Genomic DNA, 14,523 nt, shown 5'->3' with positions numbered 1-14,523 from the left:
CGCCAGGCCATGACAGCGGCGCAAAACATATCGATGAAAAACGCGACCCCGGCGAAGAAGCCGGGAGAGCTGCTGTTGGGCGAAGACTGGGTCTCGCCCGAGGTTGTGGCAGATAATGCGCTCTCCGCAGGGCGGGGGCGGCGCGGTATCGTCTCGCTGAACCGCTCACCTTTGGCACGCAAGATCATCGTGTTCAATCTGATGGCGCTGGTGATTTTGGTCGCGGGTGTTCTGTTCATGAACCCGTTCCGCGACAGTCTGGTTTTGCAGCGCGAAAAGGCCTTGGTGACTGAGGCGCAGTTGATTTCCAATGTCGTTGAGACGGTCGCTAACAATGCCAACGGCAGCCTGCTTGTAAGTCTGGCAGGCTTGGCCGTGGCGCCGGGTGTTGAGGTGTTTGTGTTTGATCCCAAAGGTTTGCTGGTGACGCACAGCATCGGCCAAGCCCGTCCCGGTGATGCTTTGCGCGATGAGCGTAAGACCATCATCACCGATTTTCTCAATGGTATTTGGGAGGCTGTCTCGGGCCTTTTGGGCGCAGGCAATCGCACCCGTTCTGCCGCCGACGGCGAGGCGATGGCGCGCGATCTTTATACCCGCGCACTGGGCGGCGATGTCGCAGTCAACACCGGGCGCGGCGTCGAGGGCGGCGCGCAGTTCTCGGTCGCAAGTCCGGTGCGGTTTGGCGGCGCGGTGATTGGGGCCGTGGTGCTGACCTCTGCTGAGGGCGAGATTGACCGGTTGGTCCGCTATGAGCGCGAACAGATCCTGCAGATGTTCGTGATAGCATTGCTGGTCTCCATCGGCCTGTCGCTGGTTTTGGCCTCGACCATCGCCAATCCTCTGTCAGATTTGGCGGCGGCTGCGGAATTGGGCCGTGACCGTGACGCGCGCAAAATGTCGCCGGGCCGGGTGCGAATCCCCGATCTTGCGGCGCGTCCCGATGAAATCGGCCGCCTGTCGGTGGCGATGCGCGGAATGGTCGCGGCCCTCTATGACCGCATCGACGCCAATGAGCAGTTCGCGGCGGATGTGGCGCATGAGATCAAGAACCCCCTCGCCAGTTTGCGCTCAGCTGTCGGCTCGATGCGGATGGTGAAGAAAGAAGAACACCGCGAGAAATTGCTGAACGTCATCGAACACGACGTGCGGCGTCTGGATCGTTTGGTGTCGGATATCTCCAACGCCTCACGCCTTGATAGTGAATTGGTGAAAGAGGAGGAGGAGGAGTTCAACCTCGTCAAAACCCTCGCCAACCTCACCGAATATCTCGGCGATCAGGCGCGCGAGAAGAACGTTGAATTCATTACCGATTTCCCCACTGATGCGATCAAGATCCACGGGCTAGAGGGCCGTCTTGCGCAGGTATTCGTCAACCTGATCACCAATGCGGTGTCGTTCTGCGATGATGGCGATGCGGTGCGGGTTTGGGCTCGCCGCCGTGAAAACCGTGTGCTGATCGTGGTTGAAGACACCGGGCCGGGTATCCCGGAACAGGCGCTGACCAAGGTGTTCAAGCGGTTTTACTCCGATCGCCCCCCCACACATTTTGGTAATAACTCCGGCCTTGGCCTGTCGATCTCCAAGCAGATCGTCGAAGCGCATGGCGGCGTGATCTGGGCTGAAAACATCCGCCCCACCAACGCCGACCCCACCTCTGACCCGCTCGGCGCGCGGTTTGTGGTTGGTCTGCCGGTGTGAGCACCCTGCTGATGCACGCCAGTTGCGTGGCGGTGAACGGGCATGGCGTGCTGATCATCGGCGCATCAGGCACCGGAAAATCTACGCTGGCCTTGCAACTGATCGCCTATGGCGCAGAGCTTATCGCAGATGATCAAACCCAGATCACCCCGCAAGACCAACAGCTTATCGCCAGCTGCCCCCCCAGCCTTTCCGGTATGATAGAGGCGCGCGGCATCGGCCTGCTGCATTCCCCCCCCCGCGGCGTCGCGCCCATAACCTTGGTCGCCGATCTTGACCTTACGGAACCCGACCGCCTGCCTCCCCTTCGCACCATATCTTTGCTAGGCATCACGCTACCCCTTGTTCTTGGGGCACAAAGCAACCATTTTGCAGCCTCAGTCCTGTGCTATCTGAAGGGCACTCGGTTGGCATGAGGCACTTTTTGACACCGCAGACGGAACCTAGCGCAGAGCATCAACTGGTGCTGATCACCGGCCCCTCGGGGGCTGGCCGCTCGACAGCGATCCACGCGCTGGAGGATCTGGGGTTTGAAGTGATCGACAACCTTCCCCTAAGCCTTGTCCCCCGGCTGATCGACGGCCCAAGCCTTGGCCGCCCGATTGCTCTGGGCCTGGATGTGCGCAACCGTGATTTTAATACCACGGCGCTGATTGAGCTGATTGACACGCTGACCCGCGATCCCCGCGTCGGGCTTGAACTGATCTATCTCGATTGCGACCCGTCCGAACTGATCCGTCGCTATTCGCAAACCCGCCGTCGCCACCCGCTTGCGCCACTGGAAACCCCGACCGAGGGCATCGCGCGCGAAATTGATCTGCTGGCCCCGGTGCGGGTGCGCGCCGATCATCTGATCGACACCACCGAGATGTCACCGCATGATCTGAAAGCTGAAATCGGCCAATGGTTTGACCAAACCAAATCCACCCATATGGCGGTGTCGTTGCAATCTTTCAGCTACAAACGCGGGCTGCCGCGCGGGCTTGATATGGTGTTTGACTGCCGCTTTCTGGCGAATCCCTACTGGCAGGCCGATCTGCGCGACAAAGATGGCCGCGATGCCGCCGTCACCGCCCATATCGAAGCCGACCCACGCTTTGTTGATTTCTTCCCAAGGTTGCAAGGTCTTGTTCTGATGCTGCTTCCAGCCCATCTTGCGGAGGGTAAGGCGCATCTCTCAATCGGGTTTGGCTGCACAGGCGGACAACATCGCTCTGTTGCAGTTGCAGAAAAACTCGGCAATGTGCTTGCAGAAGCGGGCTGGCCGGTGTCAAAACGGCATCGTGAATTGGAACGCAGGGCAGCAACGACGCCTGCCATAAGGTCGAGGTAAGACACGCGTGATCGGTATCGTGATCGTGGCACATGGCGGCTTGGCGCGGGAATATCTTTCCGCCGTCGAACACGTGGTTGGTCCGCAGACCTCCATGCGGGCGATTGCGATTGAAGATGACCATGACCGCGCCGCCAAACAGCGCGAGATTTGTGACGCCGCCGATGCGGTTGATCAGGGGCAGGGCGTGGTGATGGTGACCGATATGTTTGGCGGCTCGCCGTCGAACCTGTCGCTGATGGCCTGTGCGGCCTCTGAACGCCGCATCATCTACGGCGCAAACCTGCCGATGCTGATCAAGCTGGCAAAATCGCGTGAACTCCCTGTCACCGAGGCCGTCGCGGCGGCGCTGGAAGCGGGCCGCAAATACATCAATTCGCTGGATTTGGGCGGGGGGGCCTAAGAAATGGCCGCACAAACCCTGCATATCGTCAACGAAAAGGGCCTGCATGCCCGTGCCTCGGCGAAATTCGTCGAGGTGGTTGAGGAATTTGACGCAACGGCACAGGTCAGCAAAGACGGCATGACAGTGTCTGGCGACAGTATCATGGGGCTTTTGATGTTGGCAGCCTCTCGCGGAACCTCTATTGAAGTCTCTACAAGCGGGCCAGCCGCAGCGGCACTTGCCGAGGCTCTGGCGGCTTTGGTGGCCAATCGCTTCGGGGAAGAATTCTGAGGCGCGACGGGGAAGGCTTAGGCTTCGTGACAGACACGCCACAGACAAAAACCCACAGCGCAGGCCAGCCCCCGGCCAAGCGCGAATATGACATGCGGCGGCTGTCCTATGCGGGCACGTTCAGCAACCCGTTCAAGGCGGGTACGATTCGTGTGATCGAATGGATGACGGCGAAGATCACCTTGCTGCGCTTGATCCGCGACTTTGAACGCTCGGGTGCGCCGTTTGGCTCGCCGTTCTGGCCGAAAGCGATCAAGCAGATGGGGATTCGTATTGATACCCCACCGGAAGAAATTGCGCTGATCCCGCCAACCGGGCCTTTGGTGGTGGTCGCCAACCATCCGCATGGTTTGGTCGATGGCATGATCATGGCCGAAATGGTCAACCGGGTGCGATCAGATTTCAAAATCCTGACCCGCAGCCTGCTGACGGGTATCCCGGAAGTTGCCGAGTTTATGATCCCGGTGCCTTTCCCGCACGAGGATAATGCGCGCCAACTGGGGCTGGAGATGCGGATTGAGACGATGGCGCATCTCAAAGCCGGTGGCGTGATCATCGTGTTTCCGGCTGGTAAAGTGGCGATGTCAGAAGGCTTCTTTGGCCCGGCTATAGAGGCGGAATGGAACGTCTTCACCCATAAAATGATTCAGCGCTCGGGGGCTGCCATCCTGCCGATCCACTTCACCGGGCAAAACTCGCGCAGCTTCCTGATCGCCAACAAGCTGTCAGACACCCTGCGCCAAGGCCTGCTTTTGTGCGAGATCAAGCGCGCCCTTTTCAAGCCGCAGCGCCCCTATATTGGCACCCCAATCCCCGCGACCGAGTTGGATAAATGGGAAGGCAACCCGCGCGGTTTCCTTGCTTGGCTGCGTCAGCACACGCTGGATTTGGGCAAAAAACCGTAAGGTTTGGCTTAGGCTAAATCGGGGGTTTGGTGTTGGAGTGTTAAAACTTCCCTAATGCCACGCCTGTAACCCATTGATTTCGTTATTCCGCGATTTTGTCCGCGCGCGGACACTCACCTTGTAGGCACCGGAACCTCGCCGCGATAATCATAAAATCCGCGCTGAGTCTTCCGCCCCAGCCAGCCTGCCTCGACATATTTCGCAAGCAGCGGGCAGGGCCGATATTTCGTATCCCCCAAGCCCTCATGCAGCACATTCATGATCGCAAGGCAGGTGTCGAGGCCGATAAAATCCGCCAATTCCAGCGGCCCCATCGGATGATTGGCCCCCAGTTTCAAGCTCTCATCAATCGATTTCACCGAGCCCACGCCCTCATACAGCGTATAAACTGCCTCATTGATCATCGGCATCAAAATCCGGTTGACGATGAACGCCGGAAAATCCTCAGCGCTTGCCGCCGTTTTCCCCAGCTTGTCCACCACCGCGAGCAAGGTATCATAAGTCGCCTTATCGGTCGCAATACCGCGGATCAATTCGACCAGCTGCATCACCGGCACCGGGTTCATAAAGTGGAAGCCCATGAATTTCTCAGGCCGATCCGTCCGGCTCGCCAGCCGGGTGATCGAAATAGATGAAGTGTTCGAGGTCAGAATCGTATCCGGCCCCAGATGCGGCAGCAATCCGTCAAAGATCGCGTTCTTGATGGCTTCCTTTTCCGTCGCCGCCTCAATCACCAAATCCAGCGGCCCCAGATCGGCCAGCACCGCCGTCGTCCTGATCCGCGCCATCGCAGCCGCCTTATCCTCGGCCGCCAGCTTGCCGCGCGACACCTGCCGCTCCATATTTTTATCGATGGTGGCAATCGCGCGGCTCAGCATCTCGGGGTTCACATCGTTCAGCAGCACATCATATCCGGCCATCGCGAACACATGCGCAATCCCATTGCCCATCTGCCCCGCCCCAACGATGCCCACCGACCGGATTTCCATGCAAATGCCCCTTTAACCTGCTCGCGGCACAATACGCAGCCAATGCGGGCGGGTGCAACCCTGTGGCAGTTCAGAACAATTCGCCACAAATGCCCGCATTAGCAATTTGGAAAGGCGATTCGGGCAAAGTCGGTGTTGGGTGTTAAGACGAATGGGTGGGCTATGGCGTATGTGTTTCCCGGCGAGGGGTCGCTGGACTATTTTCCATGCCGATATGGCAGCTCGCGGGTTTTGTTCCGCGGGCCAAGGCGAGATTTAGAGCGGGCCTATGTCGCGGTTCTGGGCGGAACCGAGACTTATGGCAAATTCGTGCCGGTGCCGTTCCCGGACCTGATTGAACGGGAACTCGGCCTTCCGGTTGCCAATCTCGGCTGCATGAACGCAGGCCCGGATGTGTTCATCAATGAGGTGGCGGTGACAGAGATCGGCGCTCAAGCCTCGGTCACTGTGGTGCAAATATTGGGGGCGCAAAACCTGTCAAACCGTTACTACGCGGTGCATCCGCGCCGGAATGATCGGTTTCTCGGCGCGACGCCCTTGCTGCGGGCGATCTTCCAACGGGTGGATTTCACCGAATTCAACTTCACCCGCCACATGCTGATGTCGCTGCAACAAGCCTCGGCAGATCGGTTTGAGGTGGTGGCTGAGGAGTTGCGCGCCGCGTGGGTAACGCGGATGAAACTGCTGCTGTCTCGGCTGGGGCGGCGGGTGATTCTGCTTTGGGTGTCGGATCAACCGCCGCCGTCGCCCACCCGCAGGGTTGATCTGGCGCGCAATCCCTTGCTGATAGATAGTGAGATGATCAGTGCCATCCGCGCACCCGCCGCCGCCTATGTGCAGGCAGTGATCAGCCACGCGGCGTTATCGCAGGGTGTTGATGGCATGGCCTTCGCCCCGATGGAGGCTCCTGCCGCCGCCGGGCTTCCGGGGCCTGCCGCACACCGCGAGGTCGCCGATCTGCTGTTGCCCGCGATTCATCAACTGCTATGAAAAAGGGCGCCCAAAGGCGCCCTTTCCAACTCAATTTCCGAAAGCTTACAGCTTTTCGATCAGTTCCGGCACGATCACAAACAGATCACCGACCAGACCGTAATCTGCCACTTGGAAGATCGGGGCTTCTTCATCCTTGTTGATCGCGACGATGACTTTGCTGTCCTTCATCCCGGCAAGGTGTTGAATAGCCCCAGAAATCCCAACGGCCACATACAGCCGCGGTGCGACGACTTTACCGGTTTGACCAACCTGCCAATCGTTCGGCGCATAGCCAGAATCGACCGCGGCACGCGATGCCCCAACGGCCGCGCCCAGCTTGTCGGCGAGTTTCTCGATCAGATCGAAGCTTTCTTTCGAGCCAACACCACGGCCACCAGAAACCACGATGCCAGCAGAAGTCAGCTCCGGGCGATCCGAAGTTGCGGTTTTATCCTCGACCCAAGCCGAAAGCCCTGCTTCACCCGGCCCGCCAATTTTCTCGACAGCCGCAGAGCCATTCGACTCAACCGCCGTGAACGTCGCAGTGCGCACGGTGAACACCTTTTTCGCATCCACCGATTTCACGGTCTGCACCGCGTTGCCGGCGTAGATCGGGCGCTCGAACGTATCGGCGTCAATCACGGCGGTGGCGTCAGAGATCACCATCACGTCCAGCAAAGCCGCAACACGCGGCAGCACGTTCTTGTTGAATGCAGTCGCAGCACCACAAATGTGGCTATAGCCCCCTGCCAGCGACACCACCAAAGCGGCGGTCGATTCCGCCATACCATGGCAGTAGGCGTGATCGTCGGCGAACAACACTTTAGAAACGCCGGACAATTTGGCAGCTTCAGCTGCAGCGGCCTCGCCGCCCGTGCCTGCCACCAGCACATGCACTTCGCCCAGCGAAGCCACAGCGGCCAAGGTTTTCGCAACCGCATCGGTCGCCAAAGCGCCTTCGTTTACATCAGCAATCAGCAGAACGGCCATCAGATCACCCCCGCTTCGTCTTTAAGTTTCGCAATCAGCTCATCCACCGAGCCCACTTTGACGCCAGCCTTGCGGCCCGCAGGTTCCACGGTTTTCACAATGTTCAGGCGCGGGGTCACATCAACGCCGAAATCTGCGGGCGTTTTCATCGCCATCGGCTTAGCCTTGGCTTTCATGATGTTCGGCAGCGAGGCATAGCGCGGCTCGTTCAACCGCAGATCGACCGAAACGATGGTCGGCATTTTCACCGAAATCGTCTGCAAACCACCGTCGACTTCACGGGTGACCACGGCCTTATCGCCGTCAATCGCCAGTTCCGACACGAAGGTTGCCTGCGACCAGCCCAGCAATGCCGACAGCATCTGCCCGGTGGCATTCATATCGTTATCAATGGCTTGCTTGCCGCACAGCACCAGCCCCGGCGCTTCTTCCTTGACCACGGCGGCCAGCAGCTTGGCGACCGACAAAGGCTCGATGTCGTTTTGCACGTTGTCGGTGGCTTCAATCAGGATCGCGCGATCCGCGCCCATCGCCAAAGCCGTGCGCAGGGTTTCCTGGCTTTGCTTGACGCCAATCGACACCACGACGATTTCGGTCACAACGCCTTTTTCCTTCAGACGGATCGCTTCTTCGACAGCGATCTCGTCAAACGGGTTCATCGACATTTTCACATTGGCCAGATCAACCCCGGAACCGTCCGCTTTCACGCGCACTTTCACGTTGTAGTCGATCACACGTTTGACAGGCACAAGAACCTTCATCGCGTATATCTCCGTTTATTGGCCCAAGGGCCGCCCAAGCTCTCGCCGCTGTCATATATGGTTGAGCGCGCCCATAACAGACCAAAACCGACAGAATTGCGCGGCGCTACGTCGCGTCTAGCGCGTCAGGCCCGGCACCCAAAGCACGTCGTCCTTACCGTCACTATTGGCGATGCGGCCCGCGACAAAGAACCAATCCGACAGGCGATTAAGGTATTTCACCGCTTCCGGGTTGACGGCCTCAGACACAGATAATTCCACCACCAGACGCTCGGCGCGCCGACAAACCGTGCGGCAGAGGTGCATTTGCGCCGCAAGGGCCGACCCACCGGGCAGAATAAAGCTGCGCAAGGGGGTCAGGCGGGCGTTCATCACGTCAATTTCAGCCTCCAGCCGATCAACCTGCGCCGCGATCATCCGCAAACGCGGGTAGGGGGCAGTCGCATCGTTCTCCATATCCGGGGTGCAAAGATCAGCGCCCAGATCGAACAGATCGTTGGAAATCCGCTGCAAGGCTGCGTCTATCTCGCCGCCCGAATGTTGCCGCGCCAGACCCACTGTGGCATTCGTCTCATCCACCGTGCCATAGGCGCTGACCCGGGCCGAGTGCTTTGCCAGCCGCGCACCATTGCCCAAAGCGGTCTCGCCCTTATCGCCAGTTTTGGTGTAAATCTTCGACAGAACAACCATCAGTTGCCACCTTTACTGCGGTAGTAAGCGTAGCCGACGATGATGATCACTGCGCCTGCCTGCGCAATAATTCTATATCGCATCAAACGGTTAGAGTGTTTGGCATGAAACTCGCCTCCCTTGGCAAAGCTGCCGATGCCGATCATCAGGATGATCAGCACGACGAAACAGGCAAGCACGCCAAAGATGAAAATCGGGTCGCTGAGCATGGTGGGCTCCTTTCGCTTTGCCACTGATTTAGGCGCTGGCGACGCAAAAGCGAACTGGAAAACGCGTCACACCTTCGCAATCACCCAATCCAGCAGCCGAGTAGACAAAATCCTCCGGGCAAACCCCATCAGATAGGTCGGCGTTGTGACATAATACCGCGCCTTGGGCCGGGCAGATTCCAGAGCATGGATCAGCTTTTCGGTCACAGCCGAGGCGGGCAGCTCCCAGCGATCTTTTGGTCCAGCCTGATAAAGCCGCCCCCGCAACGTGGCGTATTCCGCCGCCCGCGCCGAATTTTGCCAATCAATCCAGCGCTCAAAATGCGGAATCGCCTTTTCGCGGATCGAGGTGCCAATCGGCCCCGGTTCGATCAAAATCACCTTGATGCCAGTATCGGCCATCTCGATGCGCAAAACATCCGTCAGACCCTCCATCGCGAATTTGGTCGCGACATAGGCGCCGCGCCATTTTAGCGCAACAAGGCCAAGTACCGAGGAACAGTTGATAATCCGCCCGCCGCCCTGCGCCCGCATCAAGGGAATCACCCGGCGCGTCAGGTCGTGATAGCCAAACAGATTGGTCTCAAAAATCGCGCGCAACGCCCCGCGCGGCAGGTCTTCCACAGCACCGGGGCAGGCAAAGGCACCGTTGTTGTACAAAGCATCCAGCTTGCCTCCGGTGCGCGTCACCACCTCGGCCACCGCTGCCTCAACGCTGGCCTCATCGGCGTAATCCAGCACGAAGCTTTCCAGCCCTTCGGCTCGCAGACGCTCGCAATCAGGTTCTTGTCTGCAAGTGGCAAACACCCGCCAGCCCCGCGCCTTCAAACCGCGCGCGGCGTCCAGCCCGATGCCCGACGAGCATCCCGTGATCAGAATCGTGCGTTCCATGCCTGCTGCCCCTTTTTGGGTTTGCCCTTTCGTAAGGGCTGCGGCAGGTTTGGACAATCGTTCAGTTCAAGATTGCCATTCCGTTCAAAATCACTCGGTCAGCAAACGTGTGGCGATATAGCCCTCAATGCCGTCGCCCTCGATTCGGATCAGCGACCAGCCGTCCGCGCCTTCGCCTTGCGCCACCACCAGCACAGAGTCGCCGCGCATCAGCCGACCGACCACGTCAAAATCCTTGCCGGGGCCGGATCGCACATTGGCGGATTTCGTATTGACCACCATCAGCACACCCGGTTCGACGGCCACGGCTTCTGCCGCCAGGGGCGCAGCAATGGCTGCCGCCACAGCCGGGGTGACCATCAACGGCACTTCGGGCACAAAAGCCGCTTCCGTCACGGCGACAATCGCAGGCGCGGCAACCACTGCGGGCAGATCAGCAACAACCGCCGGTTCGTCCGCCACAGGGGCTGCCACAACCCGTGGTTTTTCAACCAAACCAAAGCGCTGCTGACCGCGATCAGCGCCGCCAAAATACATCGCTGTAAAAAGTCCAGCACAGAGGAAAAAGGTAGGTTTAAACATCGCACAGGCACTCCACTAAAGAGCAGCAGCCATAGCATGATCTTACGCGTTTTGGGGTGGAAAAAACAGCGATTCTTCCCCCCAAATCGCGTCAGCGCCAACCGCGCCCTGCGTTTTCCGTCTGGACCAGCCCGAGACCCCGCACTACACCACATCCATGTCCGACGCCGAAGATGATCCCAAGATAGAGCCCATCACCCTTGCCGAGCCTTTGGCTCGCGCGATTGGCGAACGTTATCTGACCTATGCTTTATCTACTATCATGCACCGCGCCTTGCCTGACGCCCGTGACGGCCTGAAACCCGTTCATCGCCGAATCCTTTATGCCATGCGAGAGCTAAAGCTGTCGGCGACTTCCGCGTTCCGTAAGTCTGCAAAAATATCCGGCGATGTGATGGGCAACTATCACCCCCACGGCGATTCCGCGATTTACGACGCGATGGCGCGCCTCGCGCAAGATTTCAACGTCCGCTACCCGCTGGTCGACGGTCAAGGCAACTTTGGCAATATCGACGGTGATAACCCGGCAGCCTCGCGCTATACCGAAGCCCGTCTGACCGCGATTGCCGAAACCCTGATGGAGGGGTTGACCGAAAACGCGGTCGATTTCCGCCCGAACTATGATGGCACGCTCGAAGAACCCGTCGTGATGCCCGCCGCCTTCCCGAACCTGCTGGCCAATGGCTCCAGCGGTATCGCGGTGGGCATGGCCACCAACATCCCGCCGCATAACCTTGAAGAACTGATCCTCGGTTGCCACGCGATGATGGCCGACCCCGCGATAACCGACGAGGCTTTGGTCGAAATCATTCCCGGCCCCGATTTCCCCACCGGCGGCACTATGATTGAGCCGCGCGCGACCATGTTGGAAGCCTACCGCACCGGGCGTGGCAGCTTCCGCACCCGCGCGAAATGGCATGTTGAAGACTTGGGCCGTGGCACCTGGCAGATCATCATCACCGAAATCCCCTATCAGGTGCCAAAATCCAGGCTGATCGAAAAGCTGGCCGAATTGATCCAGACCAAGAGAATCCCTTTGCTCGCCGACGTGCGCGACGAATCCGCCGACGATATCCGCATCGTGCTGGAACCACGCTCGCGCACGGTTGAAGCCGATATGCTGATGGCGGCTTTGTTCAAAACCTCGGATCTTGAGGCGCGCTTCAGCCTGAACATGAATGTGCTGATTGACGGGCGGCAGCCGAAAGTCTGTAGCCTGAAAGAAGTCCTGCGCGCCTTCCTCGACCACCGCCGCGATGTTCTGAAACGCCGCAGCACGCACCGGATGCAGAAGATCGACCACCGGCTAGAGGTGCTTGAAGGCTTCATCATCACCTTCCTGAACCTTGATCGCGTCATTGATATCATCCGCTATGACAATGATCCCAAGGCCGCTTTGATGGCCGAAAGCTGGGGCAAGCCGCACAAACGCGCGATGTCCGAGAAAGATTATGTTCCCCCCGCCATGGGTGAGGGCGAACTGACCGAGGTGCAGACCGAAGCCATCCTGAACATGCGCCTGCGCTCGTTGCGGCGTCTGGAAGAAATCGAACTGATCGCCGAGCGCGACGCCCTGATGGCCGAACGGGCTGGATTGGTTGACCTTTTGGAAAGCGATGCGTTGCAATGGACCCAGATCGGCGTTGAACTCGACGATATCCGCAAGAAATTCGGCAAACACACCGTTCTAGGCAAGCGCCGCACCGCCTTCGCCGAGGCGGGCGATGTCGAGGAAGTCAGCTTTGAAGCGATGATTGAACGCGAGCCGATCACCGTCGTTTGCAGCCAGATGGGCTGGATCAGGGCGCTGAAGGGCCATGTCGATCTGGCAACCGAGCAGAAATTCAAAGACGGCGACACCGCCCGCTTTGCTTTCCACGCTGAAACCACCGATAAAATCTTGCTGATCGGCGCCAATGGCCGGTTCTACACCCTGATCGGCGTCAATCTTCCCGGTGGCCGCGGTATGGGCGAGCCGGTGCGGTTGATGGTCGATCTGCCGAACGATTCCGAAATCGTCGATCTGCAGATTTTCCGCCCCGGTGAAAAGCTGCTGGTGGCCTCGACCGCTGGCGATGGTTTTGTCGTCGCATCAGATGAGGTGCTGGCGCAAACCCGCGCGGGAAAGCAGGTGCTTTCCCTTGGCGCGGGCGTGAAAACCGCGATCTGCCGCAAGGTCGTGGGCGATCATGTCGCCGTCGTCGGCGATAACCGCAAGGTTCTGGTGTTCCCCTTGGCCGAACTGCCAGAGATGGCCAAGGGCAAAGGCGTGCGGCTGCAAAAATACAAAGACGGCGGGCTTTCGGATGCCACCACTTTTGTTCTGGCCGCAGGCCTCGCGTGGAAAGACCCCGCAGGCCGCACCCGCACCGAAACCGATCTCGCCGAATGGCAGGCTGCACGGGCCACGGCGGGCCGCATGGCCCCACGCGGTTTCCCAAGGGATAACCGTTTCAATTAAACCTGCGCGTACCACATATAGGGTCTGCACGAGCGCCAGGCACAAGTCTCTCCCCGCTGGGAAGATGCCAAACGCAAATCAGTCCCGCGCGACTGCGATTGGCACGATCAGCGCGCCCGGTGCCGCAATCACCTGCGCCGCCAAATCCGCCCCCTGCCGCAGACACTCCGCCAGCCCAAGCCCCAGCATCCGTGCCGCGAGAAATCCCGCATTGAAACTGTCGCCCGCAGCCGTGCTGTCCACCACACGCACCGACTCAGGCTGCAAGCGATGCGCAGCACCCTCCCAAGCCTCGACCATGCCGCCACCGTTTTTCACCACCACACACCCCACACCCAATTCGCGATAGCGCGCAATCGTCGCCTGCGGGCTGGCATCGCCAAACACCCGCGCGTCTTCGTCGAAGGACGGCAGCACGATGTCGGCACCCCGCGCGGCAGCCGTCACCCAGTGCTGCAACTCGGCCACATCGGGCCACAGCCGTGCGCGCATGTTGGGGTCAAACGCCACCAGCGCCCCGTTTGACCGCGCTTGCGCCACAGCCGCGAGCAAAGCCGCACGCCCGGAGGTGGGCAGGATCGCCAAGGTGATCCCGGAAAACACCACCAAACTTGCCCCCGCCAGTCCCCGCGCCACAGCAACCGGATCATCCGCCAGCCGCCGCGCGGCAGACCTGTCGCGCCAATAGCTGAAACTGCGCTCGCCATTCTGCAAGCTGATCAGATAGATGCCAACCGCCGCCTCTGCCCGCCGCGCCACATGCGCGGTGCCAATCCCACACGCTTGCATAAACCCCAGCATCTGATCCGACAGCGCATCCGTCCCCACCGCACTCAGGTAATCGACCGTCCAGTCGGCAGGCAGGCGATGCCGCAGATACCAAGCGGTGTTGAACGTATCGCCGGCAAAGCCCTGCCGCAGCAGACCATCCCCGGCAGGCGACAGTTCCACCATGCACTCGCCAATCGCCAGAACCCGCCTTGCCATCATATCCCCCCATATCAAGACCAGAATGATCGGCCTGCGCTGCCTGTGCAAGTGCGGCAAGCCTTGAACCGCGCCCTCGCACCCGTTACCCTGTGCAGAGGTGCAGCAATAGGAAATCCAGCATGGCGCAGCGTCTTCATCTTGTGTTTGGCGGCGAGCTTGTCAGCCCGCAAAAGAACATCTTCAAGGATGTCAGCCAGATTCATATCGTTGGCATGTATCCCGACTACGCAACCGCGTTTTCGGCATGGAAGGCCGAGGCGCAGCGCACCGTTGACAATGCCCATATGCGCTATTTCATCGCGCACATTCATCGGTTGCGCGAAGAAGCTATGCCCGGATCGCTGACCGAGGAGATGGGCGCGTAAGCGACCGA

At 59.6% G+C, this 14,523-nt stretch carries 17 protein-coding genes; 9 read left to right on the top strand and 8 right to left on the bottom strand.

Features of this window, described 5'->3' with window-relative positions; translation table 11 throughout:
- The first annotated feature begins 9 nt into the window (after window positions 1-9).
- From ACP7AP_RS11200 to ACP7AP_RS11175, 6 genes are read left to right on the top strand one after another with little or no spacing between them, the layout of a single operon-like run.
- Window positions 10-1,701: a sensor N-terminal transmembrane domain-containing protein gene (locus tag ACP7AP_RS11200; RefSeq protein ID WP_426034288.1), complete on the top strand. Its 1,692-nt coding sequence runs from the start codon at window positions 10-12 to the stop codon at window positions 1,699-1,701.
- Window positions 1,698-2,117: an HPr kinase/phosphorylase gene (locus ACP7AP_RS11195; protein ID WP_426034287.1), complete on the top strand. Its 420-nt coding sequence runs from the start codon at window positions 1,698-1,700 to the stop codon at window positions 2,115-2,117. The genes ACP7AP_RS11200 and ACP7AP_RS11195 overlap by 4 nt, the downstream gene beginning before the upstream one ends.
- A gap of 8 nt (window positions 2,118-2,125) precedes the next feature.
- On the top strand, window positions 2,126-3,034 hold the full coding sequence (gene rapZ / locus ACP7AP_RS11190; RefSeq protein WP_426034286.1) for an RNase adapter RapZ: 909 nt from the start codon (window positions 2,126-2,128) through the stop codon (window positions 3,032-3,034).
- A gap of 7 nt (window positions 3,035-3,041) precedes the next feature.
- Window positions 3,042-3,437 carry a PTS sugar transporter subunit IIA gene (locus ACP7AP_RS11185; protein ID WP_054008122.1) on the top strand — a complete coding sequence of 132 codons (396 nt, stop codon included), beginning with the start codon at window positions 3,042-3,044 and terminating at the stop codon, window positions 3,435-3,437.
- A 3-nt stretch (window positions 3,438-3,440) separates the two neighbouring features.
- Entirely contained in the window at window positions 3,441-3,710 is a 270-nt protein-coding gene (locus ACP7AP_RS11180) for an HPr family phosphocarrier protein (protein ID WP_426034285.1), read from the top strand.
- 26 nt (window positions 3,711-3,736) lie between these two features.
- On the top strand, window positions 3,737-4,615 hold the full coding sequence (locus ACP7AP_RS11175; RefSeq protein ID WP_426034284.1) for a lysophospholipid acyltransferase family protein: 879 nt from the start codon (window positions 3,737-3,739) through the stop codon (window positions 4,613-4,615).
- Window positions 4,616-4,728: 113 nt separating this feature from the next.
- Here the strand turns inward: ACP7AP_RS11175 and ACP7AP_RS11170 are convergent, their stop codons facing one another.
- The gene (locus ACP7AP_RS11170) at window positions 4,729-5,604 is read right to left on the bottom strand and encodes a 3-hydroxybutyryl-CoA dehydrogenase (RefSeq protein ID WP_426034283.1); all 876 of its coding nucleotides are present in this window, start codon (window positions 5,602-5,604) and stop codon (window positions 4,729-4,731) included.
- Between the two features lie 162 nt (window positions 5,605-5,766).
- Between ACP7AP_RS11170 and ACP7AP_RS11165 the strand changes: the two genes are divergently transcribed.
- Window positions 5,767-6,594 carry a DUF6473 family protein gene (locus ACP7AP_RS11165; RefSeq protein ID WP_426034282.1) on the top strand — a complete coding sequence of 276 codons (828 nt, stop codon included), beginning with the start codon at window positions 5,767-5,769 and terminating at the stop codon, window positions 6,592-6,594.
- 45 nt (window positions 6,595-6,639) lie between these two features.
- Here ACP7AP_RS11165 and ACP7AP_RS11160 read toward each other — a convergent pair whose 3' ends face one another.
- The 6 genes from ACP7AP_RS11160 to ACP7AP_RS11135 all read right to left on the bottom strand — a co-directional run bounded on the left by ACP7AP_RS11160 (window position 6,640) and on the right by ACP7AP_RS11135 (window position 10,699).
- Complete coding sequence (locus ACP7AP_RS11160; RefSeq protein ID WP_426034281.1) at window positions 6,640-7,566, bottom strand: electron transfer flavoprotein subunit alpha/FixB family protein; 927 nt, start codon at window positions 7,564-7,566, stop codon at window positions 6,640-6,642.
- Window positions 7,566-8,327, bottom strand: coding sequence for an electron transfer flavoprotein subunit beta/FixA family protein (locus ACP7AP_RS11155; RefSeq protein ID WP_426034280.1), 762 nt, complete (start codon window positions 8,325-8,327; stop codon window positions 7,566-7,568). Before ACP7AP_RS11155 ends, ACP7AP_RS11160 begins: the two co-directional genes overlap by 1 nt.
- Window positions 8,328-8,444: 117 nt before the next feature.
- Window positions 8,445-9,017, bottom strand: coding sequence for a cob(I)yrinic acid a,c-diamide adenosyltransferase (locus ACP7AP_RS11150; protein ID WP_426034279.1), 573 nt, complete (start codon window positions 9,015-9,017; stop codon window positions 8,445-8,447).
- On the bottom strand, window positions 9,017-9,226 hold the full coding sequence (locus tag ACP7AP_RS11145) for a twin transmembrane helix small protein (RefSeq protein WP_426034278.1): 210 nt from the start codon (window positions 9,224-9,226) through the stop codon (window positions 9,017-9,019). The genes ACP7AP_RS11150 and ACP7AP_RS11145 overlap by 1 nt, the downstream gene beginning before the upstream one ends.
- A gap of 66 nt (window positions 9,227-9,292) precedes the next feature.
- Window positions 9,293-10,117 (bottom strand): SDR family NAD(P)-dependent oxidoreductase, encoded by an 825-nt coding sequence (locus ACP7AP_RS11140; RefSeq protein ID WP_426034277.1) that lies wholly within the window; start codon window positions 10,115-10,117, stop codon window positions 9,293-9,295.
- Window positions 10,118-10,207: 90 nt separating this feature from the next.
- Window positions 10,208-10,699, bottom strand: a complete 492-nt coding sequence (locus ACP7AP_RS11135) for an SH3 domain-containing protein (RefSeq protein WP_426034276.1) — start codon at window positions 10,697-10,699, stop codon at window positions 10,208-10,210.
- Between the two features lie 157 nt (window positions 10,700-10,856).
- Here ACP7AP_RS11135 and ACP7AP_RS11130 point away from each other — a divergent pair, with 157 nt between their 5' ends.
- Window positions 10,857-13,160: a DNA topoisomerase IV subunit A gene (locus ACP7AP_RS11130; protein WP_426034275.1), complete on the top strand. Its 2,304-nt coding sequence runs from the start codon at window positions 10,857-10,859 to the stop codon at window positions 13,158-13,160.
- Between the two features lie 78 nt (window positions 13,161-13,238).
- Here ACP7AP_RS11130 and ACP7AP_RS11125 read toward each other — a convergent pair whose 3' ends face one another.
- Window positions 13,239-14,147: a sugar kinase gene (locus ACP7AP_RS11125; protein ID WP_426034274.1), complete on the bottom strand. Its 909-nt coding sequence runs from the start codon at window positions 14,145-14,147 to the stop codon at window positions 13,239-13,241.
- A 122-nt stretch (window positions 14,148-14,269) separates the two neighbouring features.
- Here ACP7AP_RS11125 and ACP7AP_RS11120 point away from each other — a divergent pair, with 122 nt between their 5' ends.
- Window positions 14,270-14,515, top strand: coding sequence for a DUF4170 domain-containing protein (locus tag ACP7AP_RS11120; protein WP_426034273.1), 246 nt, complete (start codon window positions 14,270-14,272; stop codon window positions 14,513-14,515).
- Window positions 14,516-14,523 lie beyond the last annotated feature (8 nt).

It is taken from the genome of Cypionkella sp. TWP1-2-1b2 (assembly GCF_049896245.1).
GTDB lineage: Bacteria > Pseudomonadota > Alphaproteobacteria > Rhodobacterales > Rhodobacteraceae > Cypionkella.
This window is presented reverse-complemented; position numbering and strand designations above follow the sequence as displayed.

Bases quoted from the DNA above. Each gene is read 5' to 3' on its own strand.
- ACP7AP_RS11200 (WP_426034288.1), top strand. From the start codon at position 10: ATGACAGCGGCGCAAAACATATCGATGAAAAACGCGACCCCGGCGAAG.
- ACP7AP_RS11180 (WP_426034285.1), top strand. From the start codon at position 3,441: ATGGCCGCACAAACCCTGCATATCGTCAACGAAAAGGGCCTGCATGCC.
- ACP7AP_RS11170 (WP_426034283.1), bottom strand. From the start codon at position 5,604: ATGGAAATCCGGTCGGTGGGCATCGTTGGGGCGGGGCAGATGGGCAAT.
- ACP7AP_RS11165 (WP_426034282.1), top strand. From the start codon at position 5,767: ATGGCGTATGTGTTTCCCGGCGAGGGGTCGCTGGACTATTTTCCATGC.
- ACP7AP_RS11160 (WP_426034281.1), bottom strand. From the start codon at position 7,566: ATGGCCGTTCTGCTGATTGCTGATGTAAACGAAGGCGCTTTGGCGACC.
- ACP7AP_RS11155 (WP_426034280.1), bottom strand. From the start codon at position 8,327: ATGAAGGTTCTTGTGCCTGTCAAACGTGTGATCGACTACAACGTGAAA.
- ACP7AP_RS11150 (WP_426034279.1), bottom strand. From the start codon at position 9,017: ATGGTTGTTCTGTCGAAGATTTACACCAAAACTGGCGATAAGGGCGAG.
- ACP7AP_RS11145 (WP_426034278.1), bottom strand. From the start codon at position 9,226: ATGCTCAGCGACCCGATTTTCATCTTTGGCGTGCTTGCCTGTTTCGTC.
- ACP7AP_RS11140 (WP_426034277.1), bottom strand. From the start codon at position 10,117: ATGGAACGCACGATTCTGATCACGGGATGCTCGTCGGGCATCGGGCTG.
- ACP7AP_RS11135 (WP_426034276.1), bottom strand. From the start codon at position 10,699: ATGTTTAAACCTACCTTTTTCCTCTGTGCTGGACTTTTTACAGCGATG.
- ACP7AP_RS11130 (WP_426034275.1), top strand. From the start codon at position 10,857: ATGTCCGACGCCGAAGATGATCCCAAGATAGAGCCCATCACCCTTGCC.
- ACP7AP_RS11125 (WP_426034274.1), bottom strand. From the start codon at position 14,147: ATGGCAAGGCGGGTTCTGGCGATTGGCGAGTGCATGGTGGAACTGTCG.
- ACP7AP_RS11120 (WP_426034273.1), top strand. From the start codon at position 14,270: ATGGCGCAGCGTCTTCATCTTGTGTTTGGCGGCGAGCTTGTCAGCCCG.